Origin of the sequence: Bradyrhizobium sp. USDA 4541 (assembly GCF_024171085.1) — a bacterium.
GTDB classification, from domain to species: domain Bacteria; phylum Pseudomonadota; class Alphaproteobacteria; order Rhizobiales; family Xanthobacteraceae; genus Bradyrhizobium; species Bradyrhizobium australafricanum.
In genome coordinates this window covers 7,840,526-7,865,783 of the sequence record NZ_JALJZF010000001.1, presented here as the reverse complement: position 1 = coordinate 7,865,783, position 25,258 = coordinate 7,840,526, and the positions used below count along the sequence as shown (strand labels likewise).

Sequence of the window (25,258 nt, the reverse complement as noted above, 5' to 3'; positions counted from 1 at the left end):
AGTGTGTTAGATGGATCGGACGGGCAGCATTGACGGGCGATGTTACCCCTCTATGACAATGCCGTGACCGCTGTTTCACGCCGCCGGGCGGACTGTGCTAACAAGCCGACAAAACCAAAAAGGGAGATGTGCCGATGATTTCGCTCACGCCAAAAGACGTCCTGCCGGAGGACGGCACCGCCGGCACGCTGGTCGGGCGGGTCTGGTTGCCGCAGGCCGGCGGGCCGGCCGTCGTCGCGGTGCGGGCAGACGGTGTGTTCGATGTCACGGCGCGGTTCCCGACGGTGAGCGCGCTCTGCGAGGAAAGCGATCCCGCGGCCGCGCTGCGCGCCACGGGCGGCGAGCGGATCGGCGATTTCGAGGCGATCCTCGCCAACACCCCGCCCGACAGCCGCGACAAGGCCAGGCCGCACCTGCTGGCGCCGGTCGATCTCCAGGTGCTGAAGGCCGCCGGCGTCACCTTCGCGATCTCGATGCTGGAGCGCGTGATCGAGGAGCGGGCGCGCGGCAATCCGTCCTCGGCGGACGCGATCCGCAAGGAAGTGGTGCGCCTGGTCGGCGACGATCTCTCCAAGCTGAAGCCCGGCTCCGAGCAGGCGATGAAACTGAAGCAGGTGCTGATCGATCAGAATGCCTGGAGCCAGTATCTCGAGGTCGGCATCGGTCCCGACGCCGAAGTGTTCACCAAGGCGCCGACGCTGTCCTCGGTCGGATCAGGCATGGATGCCGGGCTGCATCCGAAGTCGACCTGGAATAATCCGGAGCCGGAGGTCGTGCTTGTTGTCTCCGCCGCCGGCAAGATCGTCGGCGCCGCGCTGGGCAACGACGTCAATCTGCGCGACTTCGAGGGGCGCTCGGCGCTGTTGCTGTCGAAGGCCAAGGACAACAACGCTTCCTGCGCGATCGGCCCGCTGCTCCGGCTGTTCGACCAGACCTTCTCGCTCGACGATGTCAGGAAGATGGATGTCGGCCTGACCGTGACTGGCGCAGACGGCTTCGTGCTCGAGGGCCATTCCTCGATCAGCAAGATCAGCCGCGACCCGACCGATCTGGTCGCCCAGACCATCGGCCCCGTGCATCAATATCCTGATGGATTTGCGCTGTTCCTCGGCACGATGTTCGCGCCGGTCAAGGATCGCGATGCCAAGGGTGAGGGTTTTACCCACAAGCGCGACGACATCGTGACCATCGCCGCACCACAGCTCGGCAAGCTGGTCAACCGGATGCGCAATAGCGACGAATGCGAGCCCTGGACCTTCGGCGTCGGTGCGCTGATGAAGAACCTCGCACAGCGCAAGGTGCTGTGAGGATCGGGACGGGACGGCGACTCCACTACCTCGGCTGCTTCGTCGGCCGTGTGCGGCCTGTCGCGTGCGCGGCAGGTCGGCGCCGGGTTGCGCCGACAATCCGGTGACGTTCAGCCGCCTCTCGCAGCGCGTTGAACGACGACGATGGTGACTGTGCCGAAGCGGCGGCGTTGTCGAACATGTTCAGAAACCTGCGCGGCAGATCGACCGTGTGGCGCAACTTGAGCGCGTTAAAACACGCGGAATTTGCCGCTTTTTCCTAGCTTTATGTGAACCAGTTCATCCTCGTTCGCGCCGGTCCGCTCCAGCATATCGGCTCGACGCGAACAGAAGGAGTCGCGGACATGAGCGAGCAGCCATCAAACGGAATGCCCGATTGGCTCACCACCGATATGCTGGTCATTGCCGTATCACTGGCCATCATCGTGATTGGGATATGGATCGCGCCGTAGCCTGGTTGTCGCGGCGAGGCCGTCCAGCCGGGCAGGGCGCCAGCGCCAATCACTGAGTTGCCCGACGGCGCAAGCCTCTTTTGCAAAAAGGGAACGAGATGCAAAGCTCGGACGATTCACACACTCAGTGCCGTCCCTGCGAAAGCAGGGACCCATAACCCCAAATGCAAATTGTTAAGCGATGCTGCAACGGCGAGTCCCTCTCACAACAACTGCTGCGGCGTATGGGTCCCGGCCTTCGCCGGGACCACACTGTGGGGTTGGCGTCATTCGAGTGACCAACCAACGCCCTCACACCGGCAACGCCGTCGAATACTTCACCTGGCTCAGCGCAAAGCTCGACTCGATCGAGGCGATGCCGTCGAGCCGGGTCAGCTTGTTCTTCAGGAATGCCTCATAGGAGGAAAGGTCGGCGGCGACGACGCGCAGCAGATAGTCGCGGTTGCCGGTCATCAGATAGCATTCGAGCACCTCGTCCCATTTCGAGATCGCGCGCGCGAAGCGGTTGAGGTCTTCCTCCTTCTGCCGCGCCAGCTTGATCGAGATGAAGACGGAGACGTGCAGCCCGATCGACTTCTGGTCGACGGTTGCGATGTAGCGAGAGATCACGCCGCGCTCCTCGAGCAGCTTGACCCTGCGGTGGCAAGGCGACACCGACAGCCCGACCTTGTCGGCGAGTTCCTGCATGGTCATGCGGCTGTCGGTCTGGAGCAGACTCAGGATCTTGCGGTCGATGGCATCGAGGGCAGGCATTGGGATGAACTCGTCAGTTGAAGTGGGATCGTGGGAATTTATCCCAATTTTTCCTGTGCTGTCGCGTGGAATTGAGATTTTCGCCGCCGCCTGCGGCAGTAACATTCCGGCATATCGCCCGGAGCATTGCCATGGAAATCGCGCCTGAACGCCTCGACATGCTGTCCGCCCTGGCCCGCAAGGTGCTGTGGCTGTCGTCGTGGACCATCCATCACGCCAACCATGTGCGGCCCTCTACCGACGGGTTGAAGGTCGGCGGCCACCAGGCCTCGTCGGCCTCGCTCGCCAACATCATGTCGGCGCTTTATTTCTCGGTGTTGCGCCCGCAGGACCGCGTCGCGGTGAAGCCGCATGCGAGCCCGGTGTTCCACGCCATCCAGTATCTGTTCGGCCACCAGACCCGCGACAAGCTGGAGAATTTTCGCGGCTACAAGGGCGCGCAGTCCTACCCCTCGCGCACCAAGGACAGCGACGACGTCGACTTCTCGACCGGCTCGGTCGGCCTCGGCGTCGCGCAGACGCTGTTCGCCTCGCTGGTGCAGGATTACGTCAAGGCGCACGGCTGGCTGCAGGACCGGCCGGAGGGCCGCATGATCGCGCTGGTCGGCGACGCCGAGATGGACGAGGGCAACATCTTCGAGGCGCTGCTCGAAGGCTGGAAGCACGGCCTGCGCAACACATGGTGGGTGGTCGACTACAACAGGCAGTCGCTCGACGCCGTGGTGCGCGAGGGATTGTGGGCCAAGTTCGAGACCATGTTCCGCAACTTCGGCTGGGACGTGGTGATCGTGAAGTACGGCAAGCTGATGCTCGAGGCGTTCGCCGAGCCCGGCGGCGAAGCGCTGCGGCGCTGGATCGACAACTGCCCGAACCAGATGTACGCCGCGCTCTGCTTCCAGGGCGGCGCCGCGTTCCGCAAGCATCTGCGCGACGACATCGGCGACCAGGGCGAGGTGTCGGCGCTGATCGAGCGCCGCAGCGACGACGAGTTGCTGGCGCTGATGTCGAATCTCGGCGGCCACGACATGGCGAGCATGATCGAGGCCTTCGAGGCGATCGACCATGATCGGCCGGTCTGCTTCATCGCCTATACCATCAAGGGTGTCGGCCTGCCGATGCAGGGCCACAAGGACAACCACGCCGGCCTGATGACGGTCGCCCAGATGGAGAAATGGCGCGCCGCGCAGAATATCCGCCCCGGCCACGAGTGGGACAAGTTCGAGGGCCTTTCGCAGGAGCCTGCGAAGCTCGAGGCCTTCCTGGCCGAGGCGCCGTTCAACCGCGAGGGGCGCCGCCGCCTGTCGGCGCCAGAAATCGACGTGCCGGAACGGCTGGCCTTCAAGGCCTCGGCGCAGATGTCGACGCAACAGGGTTTTGGTCTCGTGCTGCACGAGCTGGCGCGCGGCGATAGCGAACTCGCCTCGCGCATCGTCACCGCATCGCCCGATGTCACCGTGTCGACCAACCTCGGCGCCTGGGTCAACCGCCGCGGCCTGTTCGCGAAGGCGGAGAACCACGACCTGTTCCGGCAGGAGAAGATCCCGTCGGCCTACACCTGGGAATATTCGCCGAAGGGACAGCATCTCGAGCTCGGCATCGCCGAGATGAATCTGTTCATCATGCTGTCGGCGCTCGGCCTGTCGCACCAGATCAACGGCGCGCGGCTCTTGCCGGTCGGCACGCTGTACGATCCCTTCATCGAACGCGGCCTCGATGCGCTGAACTATGCCTGTTACCAGGATGCCCGCTTCATGGTGGCGGCGACGCCGTCGGGCATCTCGCTGGCGCCGGAAGGCGGCGCGCATCAGTCGATCAAGACGCCCTTGATCGGGATCGGGCAGGACGGGCTCGCCTCGTTCGATCCGGCCTTCGTCGATGAACTTGCCGTGATCATGGGCTGGGGCTTTGGCCACATGCAGCGCGAGGGTGCCGAGGGTGGTTCGGTTTACTTGCGACTCTCGACCCGTACGCTGGAGCAGCCGCAACGGATCATGACCCCGGACCTGCAGCGCGACATCACCGACGGCGCCTATTGGATCCGCAAGCCGGGCCCGAACTGCGACATCGTCATTGCGTATACCGGCACCGTCGCGCCGGAGGCGATCGAGGCGGTCGGCCTGATCGGCGAGAGCCACCGCGACGTCGGTCTGCTGGCGGTCACCTCCGCCGACCGGCTCTATGCGGGTTGGTCCGCCGCGCGGAATTTGCGCCGTGACCGCCGCGGCGCGCAGCATTTGAGTCATATCGAGCGCATGCTGGCGCCGCTCGGCCGCGACTGCGGCATTGTGACCGTGATCGACGGCCATCCGGCAACGCTCGGCTGGCTCGGCAGCGTGCGCGGCCACCGCGTCGAGGCGCTCGGTGTCGAGCATTTCGGCCAGACCGGCACGATCGGCGACCTCTTCCGCCACTACGGCATCGACGCCAATGCCATCATCGACGCGGCGGAGAGCGTCTCGGTCGGCGCCCCGGTGCGGCATCGCAAGATGGCGGTGTGAGCCATTGCAGGCTCCACATCGTCGTCCCGGCGAAGGCCGGGACCCATTTCCACAACTGGCAGCAAGTAAACGCGACTCGTTCTAACAGCACCCTTTACCAATTGCCGGCGGTGGTTATGGGCCCCGGCCTTCGCCGGGGCGACGAGACCAACCTTGCCACCTGCGCGATAGCGACATTATATGCTGTTCGCGCGAACGAGCCGCGTCCCGCATATGGCGGGTTCAATTCGCCGGGCTTTCGTGCAAGGATGCCTGCCGAACGCTTTCGTTCCCCATTCCATACGCCCCGTACAAGAGGTTTCCGATGGTCAATCGCATGCAATTCTACATCGACGGCGCCTGGGTCGATCCCGTCGTCAAAGGCAAGTCCACCCCGGTCGTCAATCCCGCGACCGAAGAAGCGATGTATGAGATTGCGCTCGGCTCCAAGGCCGATGTCGACAAGGCAGTCGCCGCCGCCAAGCGCGCCTTCGAGACCTTTTCCCGGACCAGCCGCGAGGAGCGCGTTGCGCTGCTCACCAAGATCGTCGAGGTCTACAAGGGCCGCATGAAGGAGATCGGCGCGGCCGTCTCCGACGAGATGGGCGCGCCGCTGCCGATGGCCGAGAAGCTGCAGGCCGGCGCCGGCCTTGGCCACCTCATGAACACCCTCGAAGTGCTGAAGAAGTACGAGTTCGAGGAGACCATGGGCACCGCCGTGATCGTGCGCGAGCCGGTCGGCGTCGTCGGCATGATCACCCCCTGGAACTGGCCGCTGAACCAGATCGCCTGCAAGGTCGCGCCCGCGCTTGCCGCCGGTTGCACCATGATCCTGAAGCCGTCGGAGTTCACCCCGACCTCGGCGCTGATCTTCGCGGAAATCCTCCATGAAGCCGGCGTGCCGAAGGGCGTGTTCAACCTGCTCAACGGCCTCGGCCCGGAGGTAGGTGCGGCGATGAGCGAGCACCCGGACATCGACATGATCTCGTTCACCGGTTCGACCCGCGCCGGCGTCGACGTCGCCAAGCGTGCGGCCCCGACCGTGAAGCGCGTCAGCCAGGAGCTCGGCGGCAAGTCGCCGAACGTGATCCTCGACGGTGCCGACCTGACCAAGGCGGTGACCGGCGGCGTGATGCACATGTTCAACAACTCGGGCCAGTCCTGCAACGCGCCGTCGCGCATGATCGTGCCGCTCTCCAAGATGAAGGAAGTGGCCGCCATCGCGAAGGGCGTCGCCGACAAGACCAAGGCCGGCGATCCGCGTGCCGACGGCACGACGATCGGTCCGGTGGTCAACCGCGGCCAGTGGGACAAGATCCAGGCGCTGATCCAGAAGGGCATCGACGAGGGCGCAACGCTCGTCGCCGGCGGCCCGGGCCTGCCCGAGGGCGTCAACAAGGGCTTCTATGTCCGTCCGACCATCTTCGCCGACGTCACCAATGACATGACGATCGCCCGCGAAGAGATCTTCGGACCGGTGCTGACCATCCTCGGCGCCAAGGACGAAGCCGACGCGGTGAAGATCGCCAACGACACGCCGTATGGTCTCGCCGGTTACGTCTCCGCCGACACCGTGGAAACCGCGCGCCGCGTCGGCCGCCAGATCCGCGCCGGCAACGTCAACCTGCAGGGCGTGCCGAACGAGCGCACCGCGCCGTTCGGTGGCTACAAGCAGTCCGGCAATGGCCGCGAGTGGGGCCGTTACGGTCTGGAAGAATATCTCGAGGCCAAGGCGGTCGCCGGCTACAACGCCGCGTAAGCCGAGCCACGAGAGACGCGACTTTTGGCGCCGGGGCAGGCAACTGCTCCGGCGTCAGCCATTTTGGGGGCGCAAGGTCTTGAAGAGTGCGAATCTTGCGAAGATGAAGGTTGCAGTCTCGCCGTCATTGCGAGCGAAGCGAAGCAATCCATCTCTCCTCACGGGCGGACAGATGGATTGCTTCGTCGCTTCGCTCCTCGCAATGACGGCCGGGCTAGCCGCCGAGCGCGCCTTGGGTGTTGACGTAGAGCGCATAGATCGACTGGCTCGCCGCCATGAACAGGCGGTTGCGCTTGACGCCGCCGAAGCAGAGGTTGGCGCAGCGCTCCGGCAGCGCGATGCGGCCGATCATGACGCCGTCGGGCGCGAACACGACGACGCCGTCGAGTTCGGGATCACCCATGCCCCAGCCGCACCACAGATTGCCGTCGATGTCGCAGCGCATGCCGTCGGGCGTGCCCGGGCCGGCGTCGATGAAGACGCGCTTGTTGGAGATCGTCTTGCCGTCGGCTGCGACGTCATAGGCGAGGATCTTGCGGTTCGGCTCGCCGCGGGATTCCACGACGTAGAGGATCTTCTCGTCTGGCGAGAAGCACAGCCCGTTCGGTCCCAGCACGCCCTCGGCGACGATGGTGGCCTCGCGGGTTGCGGGATCGAGCCGGTAGACGTTGGGCTCGATCTCGGGATCGGCCTTGTAGCCTTCGTAGTTGCCGAGCAGGCCGAAGATCGGATCGGTGAACCAGATCGAGCCGTCGGATTTCACCACGACGTCGTTCGGCGAGTTCAGCCGCTTGCCGCCGAAGGAATCGATCAGCACCGTAATCGATCCGTCATATTCGGTGCGCACCACGCGGCGGCCGCCATGCTCGCAGGTGATCAGCCGGCCCTGGCGATCGCGGGTGTTGCCGTTGGCGAAGTTCGACGGCTTGCGGAAGATGCTGACCGCGCCGGTCTCTTCCTCCCATTTGAGGATGCGCTGGTTCGGGATGTCGCTGCACAACAGATAGCGGCCGTCGCCGAACCACACCGGACCTTCGGCCCAGCGCAGGCCGGTCGCGATGCGTTCGACGGCGGAGAGTTTCAGCCAGTATTTCTCGAAGCGCGGGTCGAGCGCGTGGATCGCGGGATCGGGATAGCAGGTCGCGGGACGCCAGCCGGCGGAATGAACATCGGACATTTGCTGTTCTCGTTGTTGTGTTTCGATGGTGTTTCCTTGAGCGCCTGGTTTGCTATCATTGTCGGCCTGCGACCGCAATTCGATCGCAGCAATCAGGAAAGAAGAGGGACGGCATGCCACGCATATTGATGACCGGCGCATCGGGGGGAATCGGAACGAGCCTGCGCAAGCTGTTGCCGCCGATCTATCCGGATCTCCTGCTGAGCGATATCAAGCAGCCCTCCGATCTCGGCAGCAACGAAAAGTTCAAGGCGGCCGATCTCGCCGACCTTGCGCAGGTCGAGGCGATCTGCGAGGGCGTCGACGGCATCCTGCATTTCGGCGGCTATTCGGTCGAAGGCCCCTGGGACGCGATCCTGCAGTCCAACATCGTCGGCTGCTACAATCTGTTCGAGGCGGCGCGCAAAAAGGGCGTCAAGCGCGTGATCTTCGCCTCATCCAACCACGCGGTCGGGTTTTATCCGCGTCATCACCGCATCGGCACCGACGTCACCGCGCGGCCGGACAGTCGCTACGGTGTGAGCAAGGTGTTCGGCGAAGGCGTCGGCGCGCTCTATGCCGACAAGCACGGGATCAAGGTCACGTGCCTCCGGATCGGCAATTTCGGCGAGGCGCCGTTCGACCACCGCAGGCTCTCGATCTGGCTCAAGCCGGAAGACCTCGTCCAGCTCTGCCGCATCGGGCTCGAGCATCCCGACATCCATTTCGAGGTGCTGTACGGCGCGTCCTACAATGAGCGCTCGTGGTGGGACAATCACCGCGCCTACGATCTCGGCTATCGTCCGACCGGAAGGGCTGAGGATTTCCGCGAGCACGCGATGGCCGAGCAGGCCAAGCTGCCGCCGGATCCGGTCGGCGACTATTACCAGGGCGGCGCGTTCTGCAGCATGGAGTTCGACGGCGACAAGGAGAGGGTGATCGACTGGAAGAAGTGATCAATCCTCGCATTGCGGCAGTTGCTTCACGGATTCGGTGTGCTGCTGCGCCTCCTTCGAACCTTGCCCGGATGTCTTGGGCGGGCTGCCGGGCCCGTCAAAGGTCTCGGCGAAGTGCGTGAGGGGAAAGGCGAGGCTTATGGTCTGCCCGGTGAGGTTCTTGGCTTCGACAGCGATCGTCTGCGCGTGCTTCAGCCGCTCGATCATTTCGCCGTCGGCCTCGAGCGTGCCGCCGCAGCCGAGCGTGTAGCAATGCGGCCTCGCGATCTGGATCGGCTCGTCCTGATCGATGCGGAGGCTGATCGTGCCTTCCAGCATGGTCCGCGTTCCGACATTGGCGCTCACGATCGCGCGCTTGCTACTCTGCGGCGAGACGCTGAGTGTGCCGCCCGATGGCGAGCACTGACCGCGCGCGGCGGCGCCGACGAAGCAGCTCGCCTCTGTCAGGCACGTCTTGGTCCAGGGCTCGTAGGTGAGCTGCGTCGCGCGCGGATCGGCCGCTTCGCCGACGCCGCCGAGCGCAAGCTGCACGGTGAACGATCCAAGGAATATAGCCACATAGCGCATCGCCGTCTCCTTCACGAGCAGGCCGCCGCGTATCGCGCTATTGCGGCTTTTTGTCGTTGGAGATGCGGACGAGATAATCCGCCTTGCTGTACTGCATGTGATCGACGCAAAGCTGCGCCAGCGCCCAGCTGTCGCGGCCCTTCAAGAGCTCGATCATCAATTCGTGCTGGCGGCGCGACAATGCAAGGCCCTCGCTGTCGGCGAGATTCTTGGCGCGCATCGGCAGCGTCAGGTTCATGTAGTCCTGCAGCGAGCGGACGAGGTAAGGATTGCCGCAGGCGGAGAACAGCGCGAGGTGGAACGCATCGTTGGTCTCGTGAATGCCGCGCATGTCCTGCGCCTCGGCCTTGATGCAGTAGTGCCGTTGCAGCTCGCTCAACTGGTCGATCAGGCTTTGCGGCGCGGGCAGGGCGATCATCAGCGCGGCCTGCCGCGTCAGCATCTCGCGCACCTCATAGATCTGCCGCACTTCCTCGGCCGAATAGAACCGCACCGTGGCGCCGACATTCTTCTCGCGCAGCACGATGCCCTGGCGCTCGAGCTGGAACAGGGCCTGGCGGACGAAATGCCGGCTCGCGCCGTAGCGCTGCATCAGGTTATCCTCGACCAGGCGCAAACCGGGCGCGAAGCGGCCGAAGATGATGTCCTCCTCCAGCCGGCGGATCACCTCCGCTTGTTCCTCCTCGCGCGAGGGGGCCTGGAGTTCGGGCAATGTGGGCTCGGCTGTCATGCGCTCTCGGCTTTGGATCGGTGCCTGAGGTCAGCATAGCGCCACGGTTATTGTCAATAATGGGGCGATTTTGCCGCAGACCAGCCACCCGCCGCGACCGGATTATCTCATATTGACAATAATTCCTGCCGCTCCTTAAGTGCGGCCGAACAACCACGGGACGAGAAGAAAATGGCCGACGGACTTCGCAAGGGACTGACAAGCTATGGTGACGCCGGCTTCTCGCTGTTCCTGCGCAAGGCGTTCATCAAGGCGATGGGCTATTCTGACGATGCGCTCAATCGCCCGATCGTCGGCATCACCAACACCTACAGCGACTACAATCCCTGCCACGGCAACGTGCCGCAGATCATCGAGGCCGTGAAGCGCGGCGTGATGCTGTCGGGCGCGATGCCGTTCGTGTTCCCGACCATCTCGATCGCGGAGAGCTTTGCGCACCCGACCTCGATGTATCTGCGCAACCTGATGGCGATGGATACCGAGGAAATGATCCGCGCCCAGCCGATGGATGCGGTGATCGTGATCGGCGGTTGCGACAAGACCTTGCCGGCGCAGATCATGGCCGCGATCAGCGCCGATCTGCCGACGGTGGTGATTCCGGTCGGGCCCATGGTCGTCGGCCATCACAAGGGCGAGGTGCTCGGCGCCTGCACGGACTGCCGCCGGCTGTGGGGCAAGTATCGCGCCGGCGAGATCGACGACAACGAGATCGAGGCGGTGAACGGCCGCCTCGCGCCCTCGGTCGGCACCTGCATGGTGATGGGCACTGCCTCCACCATGGCCTGCATCACCGAGGCGCTCGGCCTGTCGCTGCCGATGAGCGCGACGATCCCGGCGCCCCATGCTGAACGCTTCCGTTCCGCCGAGGCCAGCGGCCGCGTCGCCGCCGAGATGGCGAAGACCAAGGGACCGAAGCCGAGCGAGATCCTGACGCCGTCCTCGTTCCGCAACGCCCAGGTCGTCATGCAGGCGATCGGCGGCTCGACCAACGGCCTGATCCATCTCACGGCGATCGCCAACCGCTCGCCGCACAAGATCGACCTCGAGGCGTTCGACAAGCTCGGCCGCGAGGTCCCCGTGCTGGTCGACCTCAAGCCGTCGGGCGAACACTACATGGAGCATTTCCATCACGCCGGTGGCGTGCCGAAGCTGATGGCGCAGCTCGGCGACCTGATCGATCTCGATGCCAAAACCATCACCGGCCAGACCTTGCGCGAGGTCGTCGCCAATGCCGAGGATGTGCCGGGGCAGGACGCGATCCGCTCCAAGGCGAACCCGATCAAATCCGAAGGCGCGATGGCGATCCTGCACGGCAATCTCGCGCCGCGCGGCGCCGTGATCAAGCAGTCGGCGGCGAGCCCGAAACTATTGCAGCACACCGGCCGCGCCGTGGTGTTCGAATCGGTCGAGGACATGACGCTGCGGGTCGACGATCCCGCGCTCGATGTGACCGACGACGACGTGCTGGTGTTGCGCAATGCCGGCCCGAAGGGCGCGCCGGGCATGCCGGAGGCGGGTTACCTGCCGATCCCGAAGAAACTCGCGCGCGCCGGCGTGAAGGACATGGTCCGCATCTCCGATGCGCGGATGAGCGGCACCGCGTTCGGCACCATCGTGCTGCACATCACGCCGGAATCCGCGGTCGGCGGTCCGCTCGGGCTGGTGCGGAACGGCGACATGATCCGGCTCGATGTCGCCAAGCGCAGCATCGATCTGTTGGTCGACGAGGCCGAATTGCAGAAGCGCCGCGACGCGCTCGCGCCGGCCGGTTCGCCCGATTGGGCCAAGCGCGGCTACGCGCATCTCTTCAACGACACCATCCTGCAGGCCGATGAGGGCTGCGATTTCGACTTCATGCGCGCCAAGGGGAAGTAGCTTGCAAAGTTCGGCGCATCTGCTGAATTGTCGATAATTTCTGCGATGTGGTGCTCGTTGTCGCCTACGACGAGCTGATTGCCTCTGTTTTATTGACAATCCTGCGCGACTGGTGGGATGATCCCCCTCAATTAAAAACAGGGGGAACGTCGCGATGGGCTATTCAGCCAGGATCGTCGGGATTGCCATGGCCGCGGCAGCGCTGCTGCTTTCCGCGGGCGCCGGCGCGCAGGAAGTCAAGCACTACCGCTTCGCGCACGATCAGCAGCTCAACACCGGATACAGCGTGGCCTACGACATGTTCTCCGCCAAGCTCAAGGAGTTGAGCAAGGGGACCATGATCGTCGACCAGTATCCGGGAGCGCAGCTCGGACAGGAGCCGCAGCTGCTGCAGCTCGTGAAATCCGGAGACATTGAATTCGCCATCATCTCGTCGGCGAACACCGCGACTATCTCGCCGCAGGCCGGTGTGATGTCGCTGCATTTCCTGTTCCGCGACGCCAACCATGTGGTGAAGGCCCTTGCCGATCAGAAGGTGATTGACGCGATCAAGGCGATGATCGACGACACGTCGCAAGGCCTTCATGTCATCGCGACGGGCAGCCAAGGCGTTAGAAGCATCTACGCCAGGAAGGAAATCCACAACGTCAGCGACCTCAAGGGTGTAAAGATTCGCGTTCAGGCGACGGCTACGGAAGACACGATCTTCCCGGCTTACGCCGCGCAAACCGTCCATATGCCGTTCGGCAGCGTGTACACGTCGCTGCAGACCGGCGTCGTCGAGGCGGCGGAAAACAGCGTGAATGTTTACCTCGTCAATAAGCACTACGAAGTCGCGCCGGTGCTCTCGATGACCGAGCATGAGGCCAACAATGCGCTGTTGTTCATCAGCGACAGGCTGTGGCAGAGCCTTTCAGCCGAGCAGAAGGCCTGGGTGACGACAGCGGCCGCGGAGGTGAGCGCCAAGGAGCCGGCGAAGGCGTTCGAACTGGAGAAGAATGCGGCTGCAAAACTGAAGTCATTCGGCGTCAAGGTGGTCGGGGATGTGGACAAGAAGAGCTTTACCGCGATCGCCGATCCCTATCTCGACAAGCTCGCCAAGGATCTCGGGCCGCATGCGGAGAAGATTAAGAATTTGATCCGCGCGGTCAACTAGTAGCTCGTCACAGTGATTTTGACTCTTTGGGTATGCCTGGATAGGCGCGCCCCAGTTTGGTGCGAGCTTTGTCCGTTGTGAACATCCAGTTGATACGGGCGCGAGTTTTGTTTCGCTGCCGCTCCCATGCTGCGATCTCGTTTCTAAGGCGTTTTGGATCGTCGATCCGGCGGCCGAGATACTGCCCTTGGAGCACGCCGATCTCGATCTCGACCATATTGAGCCAACTGGCGTGTTTCGGGGTGTAGTGGAACTCGAGGCGGCGCAGGATGCGGCGGGCCTCGGCGGGGGCAAAGGCCTGGTAGAGGGCGCCGGGGGCATGGATCGACAGATTGTCCTGCACGACACGGATGCAGGCGGCCTTGGGGTAATGGACATCGACGAGTTCGCGCATGCAGTGAGCATAATCCACGGCGGTGCGCCGTTCGGTGACTTTGACGTTACGCCAGGCCCGATGCGGATCGAGGGCGACAAAGAGATTGACGGTGCCGTTGCGGCGGTACTCGTAATCGTAACGCTCGCGCTTTCCCGGCTCGGGTGGGATCGGCTGGCGCACTTCGCCGATGAGCTGGACGGGGGTTTCGTCGAAGCAGACCAGCGGCCGCTCGGGATCAGGCGCTTCAGCGTAGAGATCGAGCACATCTTCCATGCGGGCGACGTATTCGCCATCGACATGGGGAATGCACCACATGTCCCTGCGCCACGGCTTGAGGTCATTATCGGCCAGCCGGCGGCGCACGGTCTCGCCCGACAGGCTGTCATGATCGGTGAGCTTGACCATCACGTCGGCCAGCAGCGCCAGCGTCCAGCGCCTCCGGCCAGCGGGCGGCTTGGCGCATGCGGTCGCCACCAGCAGGGCTTCCTCCTTGCCGGTCAGCTTGCGCTCCGCACCGGGACGCGGCTCCTCACTCAAGGCCCGATCGAGATTGCCTTCCACCAAGCGGCGTTTGGTCCGATAGACGGTGGAGGCGCTTACTCTGACGGTCCGGACAATCTCCTCGTCGCGGCTGCCGATGTCGGCCGCCAGCAAAATCTGGGCCCGCTTGAGTTTGCGAGCGGCATGCTTGCCGCCGCTCAGCATCGCCGTCAGTTCCTCTCGCTCGGCTTGGCTCAATTCAACCCGGTACCGTACATTCATCGTTCGCCTCCCTGTCGGAGGCTCCGGACGAATCGATCCATGAGTCAAAAATCAGGCGCACGCTTTACCGAGAAGCAGGGCCATTATCTGGCTTTCATCTATACCTACTCGCACATGTTCGGACGGCCCCCCGCCGAAGCCGACATGCAGCGTCACTTCGGTGTTAGCCCGCCCTCAGTCCATCAGATGATCGTCACGCTCGAACGTAACGGCCTCATTCGCCGTCGAGCCGATATCCCCAGAAGCATCGAAATCCTCGTGCCGCCAGAGAACTTGCCGATCCTAAGCTGGCTCGGTATCAAACCGTCAAAATCACTGTGACGAGCCACTAGCCCACTTCCTGCGTCGTCCCGGCGAAGGCCGGGACCCATACGCCGCGGCTCGTCCATTGAAGCACCGGGCCGCCGTTCTTTCTCAAAGCATCAGGCGCCGGTGGTTATGGGTCCCGGCCTTCGCCGGGACGACATACGAGGACGGAGCATTCGATGGCCATCGCCGACACACTGGTGCTGCAACGGCAGCGGCATCTGAAATGGCGGGCGCTCGACCGGCTCGAGCTGATCCTGATGATGCTGTGCGGCCTGCTGTGCTTCGGCTTCTCGCTGTCGGTGACCGCCGATATCGTCACCCGCACCATCGGTCATCCCTGGCTGTGGCTGCAGGAGGTGACCTCGACGCTGTTCATCTACGCGATCTTCATCGGGGCCGCGGTCGCGACACGGCGCAACGACCATCTCTATCTCACCGCGATCTCCGAAGCGCTGCATGGCAGGTCGCGGCTGATCGTCGAGATCGTCATCCGTCTGGTGGTGCTGGGTGTCGCCTTCTGCCTGGTCTGGTACGGCTATCAAAATTACCTCCGAGGCTTCGGCAGCTTCCGCCTGCCGTCCGGTACGCCGATCGCCTCGCTCTATGCGGTGATCCCGCTGTCCGGCATCCTGATCGGCCTGTTCACGATCGAGCAGCTCGTCAATGGGATCCGCAATGGCTTCGACCATCCGGAGCCGCCGGATGACCACCTTCCGATTCCTGCGATCGATACCCGCGCGACGACGGGAGTGCAGCCGTGATCGCACCGGTCGTGCTTGCGCTGATGTCGTTCTGCTTCCTGTTCTTCGGCTATCTCGGCGTGCCCGTGCCGTTCTCGCTGATGGCTGGCGTGTTCGTCGGCGCAGTGCTATCAGACGTCTCGCTGGCGGCGATCATCCAGAAGGTCTTCGACGGCGTCGATTCCGAGGCGCTGCTTGCGATCCCGTTCTTCCTGCTGGTCGGCGAGCTCATGAGCTCCGCAAATGTCGTGGTCCGCATCGCCAATCTCTCGGTCTCGCTGGTCGGCCATATCAGGGGCGGGCTGTCGCAGGTCGTCGTCGTCTTCAGCATGTTCTTCTCGGAGATGTCCGGCTCGACCACCGCCGACGTCGCGGTCATGAGCCGGGCGCTCGGTGGGCCGATGCGGCGGGAAGGGTACGAGCCGGCCTTCATCGCCGCGATCATCGCCTCGGCGTCGACGATCGCAGCGCTGGTGCCGCCGAGCATCACGGCGGTCGTCTATGGCGCGGTCGGCAATGTCTCGATCGCCGGGCTGTTCATGGCCGGTGTGGTCCCCGGACTGATGATCGGCTTCGGGCTGATGATCTACTGCTACTTCTTCGGTCCCTCGGGCCTGCGCAAGCCGCGTGCGCCGCTGCGCCAGGTTGCGTTCGCCGCCGGTGACGCGGCGCTGCCGATGATGATCCCGGTGATCCTGCTGGGCGGCATCCTGACCGGCTGGTTCACGCCGACCGAGGCCGGCGTGGTCGCGGTCGCCTACATCATCGTCGTGGTGATCCCGGCGCTGAACCGCGGGCACCTGAAGAAGATCCCGTATGATTTCTGCCTCGCCGGCCTGATCTTCTCGCTGCCGCTGATCACGATCGGCGCGGCGAACGCGTTCGGCTGGATGCTGGCCTATCTGCGCGGCGCGATCTACATCGCCGACTGGATCACCTCGATCGCCGGTAACGACCCGCACCTCATCATGCTCTTGATGGTGTTGCTGTTCACCGTGGTCGGCGACTTCATCGAGCCGGTGCCGACCATCATCATCTTCATGCCGCTGGTCAACGCCTTGACCCAGGCCGGCGACATCAACGGCGTGCACATGGGCGTGGTGCTGATCGCAACGCTGGCGTTCGGCCTGATCACGCCGCCCTACGGGCTCGTGCTGCTGATGGCCTCGAAATTCGTCGGCATCAGTTTTGCAAAAGCGTTGCGGGCGGCGTTGCCGATCTATGTCGTGTTCCTGGTCACGATCTGCTTCACGATCTATTTTCCGAAGGTCGTGCTGTGGCTGCCCAAGCAGGTGATCCCGGAATCGGTCGGCTGCTTCAAGGCACCCGGCGGCACGGGGTACATTTGCCCGAACTAGCCAAACCTCTACTTCGACTTGCTGGTGAACTTCTTCACGGCGACGCGGAAATCATCGGTATGCATCGCCGTGATGATCTTGTGTTCCTCGGCGTCGAGCTGCTGCTTGGTCGGCGTGGTGGCGGCCTGATAGACCAGTGATTTGGTCCCCGCGATCGCGGCGGGCGGATTTTGCGCCAGACGCTCGGCGAGCTGCCGCGTCGCCGCCTTCAGCTCGGCCGCGGGGACGGTCTTGACGACGAGACCCCATTCATAGGCTTGCTGCGCGGTGAACCCATCCTCGGCCAGGAAAATCTGCAGCGCGCGGCGGGTACCGACCGTGCCGACGATGCCGACCGTGCTGCCGCCATCCGGCGATACGCCGATCTTGGCATAGGCGGGCGTGAAGCGGGCATCCTCTGCGGCGATACACAGGTCGGTCACGAACGCGAGGCCCATGCCGGCTCCGGCCGCCGAACCATGCACGCTGGATAGCACGATCTTCGGCATCCGCCGGACCGTCTCGATGAAGGCATGGTAGTGGTGAAGCATCTCGCCGACCACGGGGGCGACATTGTTGGCTTCGGTCGCTGCGCCGATGGTCTGCAGATCGCCGCCGGCGCAGAAGGCGCGGCCTTCGCCCTCGATGACCAGTACGCGAACGTCCTTGTTGGCTTCGACCTCGGCGCTGAGCTGCTCGAGCTTCTTGGCAATCGTCATGTCGATCGCGTTGAACGCGGCCGGCCGGTTCAGTGTGATGGTCGCGATGGCGCCGTCGATGCGGAGCAAAGCGGGGTCGGTGGCGGAGGGGGCGGGTGCTGGCATATTGAAGACCTTGGGCTTGTTGGTTCCGGACATTTAAGGCCTTGGCGGGAGCCGTGGCAATCCGGCCCGGCGCCCGGGGGCCGCGGGCGCGCCCAGAATCGCCTGGGACCCCCTTGCATCGGTGCGAGCCATGAGGCCAAATGGCACGCGCCTTCGGTACGCAGACACGAGCGCTGTGGGGACGGGGCAAGCAAGCTAACATCGACAAGAGGAAACGGCATGGGTCGCTCCTGCTCGCGCGTATTTGGGTTGTTCCGATGACAGGCTCGGTCATCATCGTCGGCGCCGGACACGCCGGCTTCCAGCTCGCGGCGTCGCTGCGCCAGGCCGGCTTCGCCGAGCGCATCGCCCTGATCAATGACGAAGGCCATTTGCCGTATCAGCGGCCGCCGCTGTCGAAGGCCTATCTGAAAGGGACCGGCGGGCCCGAGAGCCTGATGTTCCGGCCCGACAAGTTCTACCAGGACAACAAGATCGAGCTGATCACCGATCGCGCCCATGCGATCGACCGCAATGCGCGGAAGGTGGCGCTCGCCTCCGGCGCGTCGCTCGATTACGGACACCTGGTGTTCGCAACCGGCGCGCGGAACCGGCTGCTGGATATCCCCAACGCCAAGCTCGACGCAGTCCGCTACCTGCGCATTCTGGATGAGAGCCAGGCGCTGCGCGACTTGATCGCGCCCGGCATGCGCGTCGTCGTGATTGGTGCGGGCTTCATCGGGCTCGAATTCGCCGCCACTGCCCGGGCCAAGGGCCTCGAGGTCGACGTGGTCGAGCTTGCCTCCCGCGTGATGGCGCGGGCGGTGACCGCGGAGATTTCCGAGTTCTCGCAATCCCGCCACAGCGCGGCCGGCATCCGGATTCACCTCGGGGTGCAGGTCACGGCGATCGAGGCCGATGGCGGCAAGGTTACCGGTGTCAGCCTGAGCAACGGCACGCATATCCCGGCCGATCTCGTCGTGGTCGGTGTCGGCGTGCTGCCGAATGTCGAGCTTGCGGCGGAGGCCGGGCTGCCGGTGGCATCCGGCATCATCGTCGACGAGCATCTGTTGACCGCCGATCCGAATGTCTCCGCGATCGGCGATTGCGCGCTCTACACCAGCAAACGCTTCGGCGGGTCGCTGCGGCTGGAGTCGGTGCAGAATGCGACCGACCATGCGCGCTGCGTGGCGTCGCGGCTGACCGGCAAGACCGAGGTCTATGACGGTCTGCCGTGGTTCTGGAGCGACCAGGGCCCCGACAAGCTGCAGATGGCGGGTCTCACCACCGGCTACGACCGCGTCGTAGTGCGCGGCGACCGCGCGCAGGGCGCGTTCTCGGCGTTCTGCTATCGCGGCGACAAGCTGCTCGGCATCGAATCGATCAATCGCGCCGGCGATCACATGTTCGGCCGCCGGCTGCTCGGCGCCGGCGGCTCGATTACGCCGGAGCAGGCGGCGGATGCGAGCTTTGATCTGAAGAGTGCGCTGGCGCAAATGTAAGCAAGCGTCGTCCCGGCGAAAGCCGGGACCCATACTCCGCGGCAGTCGTTGGCGGAGACGAACGCAGTTGCCACGCGTGTGCCCCCAAACTGTGGCCGGTGGTTATGGGTCCCGGCCTTCGCCGGGACGACTTGGGGAGAGAGCGTCCTCCACCTCATCCGCCGTCGGCATCGACGGCGCGGCTCCCATCCGTTGCACGCAAATCGAGGCGGCGGCGTTGGCGTAGGCCAGCGCGTCGCCGAGCGGCTTGCCGATGGCGAGCTGTGAGGCGAGGGCGCCGACGAAGCAATCGCCGGCGCCTGTGGTGTCGACGGCCTTGACCTCGCGTCCCGGCACGAGCAGCGGCTGGTTGTCGACCAGCGCCAGCACGCCGCGCTTTCCGAGCGTGACGCAGACGATCCTGCCTTGCCCCAACGCCCGGGCCGCCTCGGAGAAGCGCTCCGGCGTGTCGCTGTCGCGCAGCCCCGTGCCAGTCAGGTAGCCGAGTTCGGTCTCGTTCAGAACGAGGATGTCGACGAGATCGAGCAGAGCCTTGTCGGCCTGTTTTGCCGGTGCCGGATTGAGGATCGTGGTGGCGCCGACGGCGCGGGCGCGCCGGAAGAAGGCAGCGATCGCCGGCAGCGGGATCTCGAACTGGCTGACCGCGACGTCACCCTTCATAAGTGAGGGGACCTTGACATCATGAGCGTCAACGAGCCCGTTGGCGCCTGGCACGACGACAATCGTGTTGTCGGCATTGGCAAGCGTGATGATCGCCGTGCCGGAATGCGTGCCGTGCGTGGTCTTGACCGAGGTGAGATCGACGCCTTGCGCGGCAAGGAACGCTCGCAGCTCCTTGCCGAACGCATCGGTGCCGAGCCGGCCGATCAGCGTGGTCGCTACGCCGAGCTTGGCCGAAGCCACCGCCTGGTTGGCGCCCTTGCCTCCGGGAAAATAGAGCACGGCCTCGCCGGCGACGGTTTCGCCGATCCGCGGATGGCGCTCGGCGGTCGCCACCACGTCCATATTGATGCTGCCGGCGACGAAGACGTGCCTCATGACTAGCCCCGTTCACCGATATCAAGCCTCGGCGCGAAACTCCTGCTTGACCGCCGCGATATCCGCCAGCGTCGGCAGGCCGGCCTCGTTGCCGAGCTTCTGGATCTTGAAGGTCGAGGCTGCGCGCGCGAACTTGAAGTGCTCATGCCAGCCTTTGCTCGGGTTTGAAAGGTAGGAGTAGATGTAGGCGCCGTGGAAGACGTCGCCGGCGCCGTTGGTATCGATCACACGCGCGCGCGGGATCGGGAAGGCCGGCAGCGTGCGCACTGTGCCGGCCTCGTCATACCAGAGCAGGCCGCGCTCGCCCATGGTGACGCCGCCGACCTTGCAGCCGCGGCTCTTGAGATAGTCGAGCATCTGCTCCGGCGTCTTGTCCATCTGCTCGCACAGGCGTTCGGCGACGATCGCAATGTCGATGAATGCGAGCAGCTCGTGGGTGTTGGTGCGCAGGCCGCCGCCGTCGAGCGAGGTCAGGATGCCGTCCTCGCGGCACAGCTTCGCATAATGGATCGCGGCGTCCGGCTGGTGTCCGTCGATGTGCAGCGCGCGGCAGCCCTTGATGTTCAGCAGCGGAAAGGGGTGGATGTGCTGGTCGTCGCGGCAGCGGACGATGGCGCGCTTGCCGTCGTTCGGCATGATGAAGGACAGCGAGGAGGAGTTGACCTTGCGGGGGTGGAACGAGATGCCGTACCTGTCGGCCATGTCCCAGAACATCCGTCCGAGCCAGTCATTGGCCATGGTGGCGATCAGGTCCGGCGGGACGCCGAGCTTGGCGCAGCAGAATGCTGCGGTCACGGCGTTGCCGCCGAACGACACCGCATAGGCGTCGGCGACGTGCTTTTCGTCGCCGACGGGCATGTGATCTGTGATGAAGGTGACGTCGATATAGGTCTGTCCGATGAAGAGGGCCTGCATTCGCTTTCCGTCGTGGCTTGGTGTGGTCCCGGCCGGCGGTTCCAGACTAGCATTGCTGATCGGCCGATATCGCTGAAAATATTCGCAACCCTGCCTGGTTTACAGGTAGAGATGATGGCTGCGCCGGGCCGTTCTGGCATGCGGCATAACGGCCGGCGGCATTCCGTGGTTCCGGGTTGGGTTAAGGGAGAAACACAATGACGGCAGATTCGGGGAGGTTGCAGCCATGATTACCGGTCTCGATCACATCGTCGTCCTGACCAGTGACATCGCTGCTGCCGGCGCCGCCTACGAGACGCTGTTCGCGCGGACGCCGTCCTGGCGCTACCGCGGCGGCGGCGCGGACCGCACGCTGTTCACGCTCGACAACACCACGCTGGAATTGGTGGCGCCGCTCGGCGACGATGACGCAGCCCAGCGCATCCGCAGCGCGCTCGTTACGCAAGGTGAGGGGCTTGCGAGCCTCTGCTTCCGCACCAGCGACATCGCCAGGACACACCGCCGGCTCGACCGGCTGACGCTGAAGCCCGAACCCGTCACTGAAGTCGAAAGCCGCGACGAGACCAGCGGCGCCGTGCTGTCGTGGAAGCGTACGCGGGCCGCGACCGATGCGACGCGCGGCGTGCGCATGTTCTTCCTGGAACGCGAGCAGGAGCGGCCGTTGTCGGTGCGTACCACGACCGCATCGATCACCGCGATGGATCATGTGGTGGTTTCGACCGCCGACCCGGAACGCGCCGCCGCGCTCTATGGCGCGCGGCTCGGGCTCGACATGGCGCTCGACCGGTCGCATCCGGAGTGGGGCCGGCTGATGTTCTTCCGCTGCGGCGACCTCGTGGTCGAGGTCACGCACCGGCCGGGCAAATCGGAGACGGACGCGCCGGACCGGCTGCGCGGCATCTGCTGGCGCGTCGCCGATATCGATGCCTCACGTGCGCGGCTGATCGCCGCTGGCGTCGACGTCTCCGAGGTTCGTACCGGCCGCAAGCCCGGCACGCGCGTGATGACCGTGCGCAACGGCACCTGCGGCGTGCCGACGCTGCTGGTGCAGCCTTCGCAAGGAAAACCGGACTAGGCCGCGTTTCATGCGCGCGTCGTCATGACAGCGTGCATCCGGGAATGGCAGGGAGAACGCTGCATGCCGCGTCTGCGAGAAATATTCCCGCATGGCCGTCACGACAACATTCGTTCTCAAACGTCGCGCGTCATGCTACATTCATCAATTCAGCATCACGGGCGATCGATTTGGCCAAGGCAAAGCGAATTCAGAGATGGCAGCGCGACCCCCAGGGGATGCGGCTGCGGATTCTCGAGGCGGCCAAGCAGGAATTCGCCGCCCATGGCCTCGCCGGGGCGCGGGTCGATCGCATCGCGGCCAATGCCGACGCCAACAAGCGCATGCTGTACTACCACGTCGGCAACAAGGAGGATCTCTATCTCGAGGTGCTGGAAGGCGCCTATGAGAAGATCCGTGCCGAGGAACGCACCCTCGATCTCGAGCATCTCGATCCGCCCGAGGCAATCGGGCGCCTGATCGACTTCACGTGGAACTATTTTCTGCGCAACCCCGAGTTCCTGGCGCTGCTGAACACCGAAAACCTCGCCAAGGCAAAACACCTGAAGCGTTCGACCAAGGTCAAGTCGATGCACTCGCCCTTTGTCGAGATGATCCGCACCGTGGTGACGCGCGGGGTCGAGAGCGGCGATTTCCGCGTCGCGGTCGATCCGGTGCAGCTCTACATCTCGATCGCCGGGCTCGCATTCTTCTATCTCTCCAACAGCGCCACGCTGAGCGTGATCTTCGGCCGCGACCTCTTGAAGAAGGACGCCCGCGACGAGCGCCTCGAGCATATGACCGCGCTGGTGTTGGCGGCGCTGACCGGCAAATCCACGGCAGCGTTCGGTGGCGCGATGCCGGTGCTGCGCGCGGCGGAACATCGCGTGGTGTGAGGTCTTGCGATCATTGCGGTGATCCGTGGCCCGGATTGAGCCAACGGGTCGCGCGAACGCGCGCCCGATGACAGGCTCCGCGCAATCCGGGGAGTTGCATCCGCGGATAGCGGTCCCGGATTTCGCTGCGCTTCATCCGGGCTACGAAGTCTCATCCGACAAAAATTCTCGCCTGACGAAAGTTGCGTATTTCGGCGCGATTTTGCCGCGCGCTTGGGGCTGGACAGTATTTATCCAACGGGTTAATTTCTGAACGAACAGAGAGAGTGCAAAGGGAGCGTGACGTGGCGGAGGCAAAGAGCCCTTCGGGCCTGTCGAAGGTGCTGAATGCGGCGTGGGTACGTCCGTTCCTGTTTTTGGTCGTCATCGTGGCGGCCTGGGACCTCGCGATCCGCTTGTTCCATATTCCCGCCTACCAAATTCCCTCGCCCGGCGACGTCGTCGCGGTGCTGTGGAGCGACTGGCCGGAACTGCTGCGGCAGTCCTGGCCGACCACCTATGCAACGATCTGCGGCTTCCTGCTCTCGGCGCTGTTCGGCATTCCCGTTGCGATGCTGATCGCGGGCTCGAAGACGATCGAGAGCTACGTCTATCCGCTGCTGGTGTTCTCCCAATCCGTGCCGAAGATCGCGATCGCGCCGCTGTTCGTGGTGTGGTTCGGCTTCGGCATCATCCCCAAGGTGATCTCCGCGTTCCTGCTCGGCTTCTTCCCCGTGGTGGTGTCGGCGGTGCAGGGCTTCAAGTCGGTCGACCCTGATATGGTCGATCTGGCGCGCGCGATGCAGGGCAACCGCTTCCAGGTGTTCCGTGCGGTCAACCTGCCGCACGCGATGCCCGCGATCTTCTCCGGCCTGAAAGTCTCGGTGACGCTCGCCGTGGTCGGCGCCGTCGTCGGCGAGTTCGTCGGCTCCAATTCCGGCATCGGCTATGTGATGCAGCGCTCGATCGGCACCTTCGACCTGCCGACGATGTTCGCCGCGCTGGTGATCCTCGCGCTGCTCGGCGTCATCCTGTTCTGGATCGTCGACCGCATCGAGCGGCTGGTGATCCCCTGGCACGTCAGCCAGCGCGACGACATCATTTTTGCTTCATAGGGATATCGCAGAGCCACCTAGCGAAAAGGGAAGCCGTCATTGCGAGCGAAGCGAAGCAATCCATCGCGCCACAAGCTGAGAAATGGATTGCTTCGTCGCTCTCGCTCCTCGCAATGACGAAAAACAGGGAGAGAACGTGATGCGATTGATCACTGCTGTCATTGCCGCACTGGCCTGGACCGCGCTTGCGGTGGCCCCTGCATCTGCGGCCGACAAGGTCGTGCTGATGCTGAACTGGTACGTCTACGGCGAGCACGCGCCGTTCTATTACGGCAAGGCCAAGGGCATCTATGCCACTGAGGGCATCGACCTCGAGATCCAGGAAGGCCGCGGCTCGGCCGCGACCACGCAGGCGGTGGCCGCCAAGACCGCCGATTTCGGCTATGTCGACGTGCCGACGATGATGCGCGCGGCCGTGAAGGGTGCGCCGGTGATTGCCACCGGCGTGCTGCTGCAGACCAGCCCGATGTCGGCGATGAGCCTTGCCGACAAGAACATCAGGAAGCCGGAGGACATCAAGGGCAAGACGGTCGCGATCACGCCGGCGGATTCGATGACGCAGATCTGGCCGCTGTTCCTGAAGAAGACCGGTCTGAAGGAAAGCGATTTCAACACCGTCGCCGGCGACGGCCAGACCAAGCTCAACGCCGTGATCAACGGCCAGGCCGACCTGCTGCTCGGCTACGTCATGGACCAGTCGATGAAGATCAAGGACGCCACCGGCAAGGACGTCTATCCGATCAAGTTCGCCGACTACGGCATCAACATGGTGTCGTCGGGCATCATCGCGAACTCCGACTATGTGAAGGCCAATGCCGACCTGGTCCGCCGCTTCATGTCGGCGACGACAAAGGCGGTGGAAGCCGCGGAGAAGGACCCCAAGGCCGCTGCGCAGTCGATCCTCGACGCCAACCCGAAGGGCGGCAAGATCGACACGTTGACGCAAGGCTTCGAGCTGACGATCCCGCTCTATCGTACGCCGGAGACCAGGACCAAGCGGCCGTTCCAGGTCACCGACCAGAACATGACCGAGTCGGTCAATTTGATGGTCGAGTATGGCGGCCTCGACGCCAAGGCCAAGGCCAATCCGAAGGCGTTCTACACCAACGACTATCTGCCGAAGGGTGACTCGTGAGCGCAACAAACACCGTCATTCCGGGGCGATGCGAAGCATCGAACCCGGAATCTCGGGATTCCGGGTCTGGTCCTTCGGACCATCCCGGAATGACAGCATTCTACATCCC

The 25,258-nt window shown here is 64.2% G+C and carries 22 protein-coding genes; 14 read left to right on the top strand and 8 right to left on the bottom strand.

The features are described 5' to 3' along the window. Window positions 1-134: 134 nt before the first annotated feature. A complete protein-coding gene (locus J2R80_RS37785; protein ID WP_057017502.1) occupies window positions 135-1,307 on the top strand; it encodes a fumarylacetoacetate hydrolase family protein in 1,173 nt (390 codons plus the stop codon). A gap of 743 nt (window positions 1,308-2,050) precedes the next feature. Here J2R80_RS37785 and J2R80_RS37780 read toward each other — a convergent pair. Further along, on the bottom strand, window positions 2,051-2,512 hold the full coding sequence (locus J2R80_RS37780; protein ID WP_016841346.1) for an Lrp/AsnC family transcriptional regulator: 462 nt from the start codon (window positions 2,510-2,512) through the stop codon (window positions 2,051-2,053). Between the two features lie 131 nt (window positions 2,513-2,643). Between J2R80_RS37780 and J2R80_RS37775 the strand changes: the two genes are divergently transcribed. Together J2R80_RS37775 and J2R80_RS37770 are read left to right on the top strand one after the other, a co-directional pair. Beyond that, window positions 2,644-5,010: a transketolase gene (locus tag J2R80_RS37775; protein WP_253640367.1), complete on the top strand. Its 2,367-nt coding sequence runs from the start codon at window positions 2,644-2,646 to the stop codon at window positions 5,008-5,010. A gap of 304 nt (window positions 5,011-5,314) precedes the next feature. Further along, window positions 5,315-6,748 (top strand): aldehyde dehydrogenase family protein, encoded by a 1,434-nt coding sequence (locus tag J2R80_RS37770; protein WP_076827004.1) that lies wholly within the window; start codon window positions 5,315-5,317, stop codon window positions 6,746-6,748. Between the two features lie 214 nt (window positions 6,749-6,962). Here J2R80_RS37770 and J2R80_RS37765 read toward each other — a convergent pair whose 3' ends face one another. Beyond that, window positions 6,963-7,925 (bottom strand): SMP-30/gluconolactonase/LRE family protein, encoded by a 963-nt coding sequence (locus J2R80_RS37765; protein WP_253587461.1) that lies wholly within the window; start codon window positions 7,923-7,925, stop codon window positions 6,963-6,965. Between the two features lie 113 nt (window positions 7,926-8,038). Between J2R80_RS37765 and J2R80_RS37760 the strand changes: the two genes are divergently transcribed. Continuing rightward, window positions 8,039-8,860 (top strand): NAD(P)-dependent oxidoreductase, encoded by an 822-nt coding sequence (locus J2R80_RS37760; RefSeq protein ID WP_253587460.1) that lies wholly within the window; start codon window positions 8,039-8,041, stop codon window positions 8,858-8,860. On the opposite strand, the gene J2R80_RS37755 is transcribed toward J2R80_RS37760, so the two are convergent. Together J2R80_RS37755 and J2R80_RS37750 are read right to left on the bottom strand one after the other, a co-directional pair. Then, on the bottom strand, window positions 8,861-9,427 hold the full coding sequence (locus tag J2R80_RS37755) for an invasion associated locus B family protein (RefSeq protein ID WP_141340326.1): 567 nt from the start codon (window positions 9,425-9,427) through the stop codon (window positions 8,861-8,863). Window positions 9,428-9,464: 37 nt separating this feature from the next. Continuing rightward, window positions 9,465-10,157, bottom strand: coding sequence for a GntR family transcriptional regulator (locus J2R80_RS37750; protein WP_057017495.1), 693 nt, complete (start codon window positions 10,155-10,157; stop codon window positions 9,465-9,467). Between the two features lie 171 nt (window positions 10,158-10,328). Here J2R80_RS37750 and J2R80_RS37745 point away from each other — a divergent pair, with 171 nt between their 5' ends. Further along, window positions 10,329-12,032: an IlvD/Edd family dehydratase gene (locus J2R80_RS37745; RefSeq protein WP_253587459.1), complete on the top strand. Its 1,704-nt coding sequence runs from the start codon at window positions 10,329-10,331 to the stop codon at window positions 12,030-12,032. 154 nt (window positions 12,033-12,186) lie between these two features. After that, window positions 12,187-13,188 (top strand): TRAP transporter substrate-binding protein, encoded by a 1,002-nt coding sequence (locus tag J2R80_RS37740; RefSeq protein ID WP_168857805.1) that lies wholly within the window; start codon window positions 12,187-12,189, stop codon window positions 13,186-13,188. Window positions 13,189-13,195: 7 nt separating this feature from the next. Here the strand turns inward: J2R80_RS37740 and J2R80_RS37735 are convergent, their stop codons facing one another. Next, window positions 13,196-14,326 (bottom strand): IS630 family transposase, encoded by a 1,131-nt coding sequence (locus J2R80_RS37735; protein ID WP_253640366.1) that lies wholly within the window; start codon window positions 14,324-14,326, stop codon window positions 13,196-13,198. A 39-nt stretch (window positions 14,327-14,365) separates the two neighbouring features. Here J2R80_RS37735 and J2R80_RS37730 point away from each other — a divergent pair, with 39 nt between their 5' ends. The 3 genes from J2R80_RS37730 (at window position 14,366) to J2R80_RS37720 (ending at window position 16,733) form a co-directional block, all read left to right on the top strand. After that, window positions 14,366-14,647, top strand: coding sequence for a LexA family transcriptional regulator (locus tag J2R80_RS37730; protein WP_076829365.1), 282 nt, complete (start codon window positions 14,366-14,368; stop codon window positions 14,645-14,647). A gap of 164 nt (window positions 14,648-14,811) precedes the next feature. Next, entirely contained in the window at window positions 14,812-15,396 is a 585-nt protein-coding gene (locus J2R80_RS37725; RefSeq protein WP_076826996.1) for a TRAP transporter small permease, read from the top strand. Continuing rightward, window positions 15,393-16,733, top strand: a complete 1,341-nt coding sequence (locus J2R80_RS37720; protein WP_253640365.1) for a TRAP transporter large permease — start codon at window positions 15,393-15,395, stop codon at window positions 16,731-16,733. Before J2R80_RS37725 ends, J2R80_RS37720 begins: the two co-directional genes overlap by 4 nt. Before the next feature lie 8 nt (window positions 16,734-16,741). Here the strand turns inward: J2R80_RS37720 and J2R80_RS37715 are convergent, their stop codons facing one another. Beyond that, entirely contained in the window at window positions 16,742-17,536 is a 795-nt protein-coding gene (locus J2R80_RS37715; protein ID WP_253587458.1) for an enoyl-CoA hydratase/isomerase family protein, read from the bottom strand. Window positions 17,537-17,793: 257 nt separating this feature from the next. Here J2R80_RS37715 and J2R80_RS37710 point away from each other — a divergent pair, with 257 nt between their 5' ends. Further along, a complete protein-coding gene (locus J2R80_RS37710) occupies window positions 17,794-19,017 on the top strand; it encodes an NAD(P)/FAD-dependent oxidoreductase (RefSeq protein WP_057017492.1) in 1,224 nt (407 codons plus the stop codon). Between the two features lie 102 nt (window positions 19,018-19,119). Here J2R80_RS37710 and rbsK read toward each other — a convergent pair whose 3' ends face one another. Together rbsK and J2R80_RS37700 are read right to left on the bottom strand one after the other, a co-directional pair. Further along, window positions 19,120-20,055, bottom strand: coding sequence for a ribokinase (gene rbsK / locus J2R80_RS37705; RefSeq protein WP_168857803.1), 936 nt, complete (start codon window positions 20,053-20,055; stop codon window positions 19,120-19,122). 21 nt (window positions 20,056-20,076) lie between these two features. Then, window positions 20,077-20,970 (bottom strand): sugar kinase, encoded by an 894-nt coding sequence (locus J2R80_RS37700; protein ID WP_018270479.1) that lies wholly within the window; start codon window positions 20,968-20,970, stop codon window positions 20,077-20,079. Window positions 20,971-21,196: 226 nt separating this feature from the next. Between J2R80_RS37700 and J2R80_RS37695 the strand changes: the two genes are divergently transcribed. From J2R80_RS37695 to J2R80_RS37680, 4 genes are all read left to right on the top strand, one after another. Beyond that, window positions 21,197-22,045 (top strand): VOC family protein, encoded by an 849-nt coding sequence (locus tag J2R80_RS37695; RefSeq protein WP_253640364.1) that lies wholly within the window; start codon window positions 21,197-21,199, stop codon window positions 22,043-22,045. 218 nt (window positions 22,046-22,263) lie between these two features. Continuing rightward, window positions 22,264-22,920 (top strand): TetR/AcrR family transcriptional regulator, encoded by a 657-nt coding sequence (locus J2R80_RS37690; protein WP_057017592.1) that lies wholly within the window; start codon window positions 22,264-22,266, stop codon window positions 22,918-22,920. A gap of 284 nt (window positions 22,921-23,204) precedes the next feature. Next, window positions 23,205-24,014: an ABC transporter permease gene (locus tag J2R80_RS37685; RefSeq protein WP_253640363.1), complete on the top strand. Its 810-nt coding sequence runs from the start codon at window positions 23,205-23,207 to the stop codon at window positions 24,012-24,014. 136 nt (window positions 24,015-24,150) lie between these two features. Further along, window positions 24,151-25,149 (top strand): ABC transporter substrate-binding protein, encoded by a 999-nt coding sequence (locus tag J2R80_RS37680; RefSeq protein WP_057017654.1) that lies wholly within the window; start codon window positions 24,151-24,153, stop codon window positions 25,147-25,149. Window positions 25,150-25,258 lie beyond the last annotated feature (109 nt).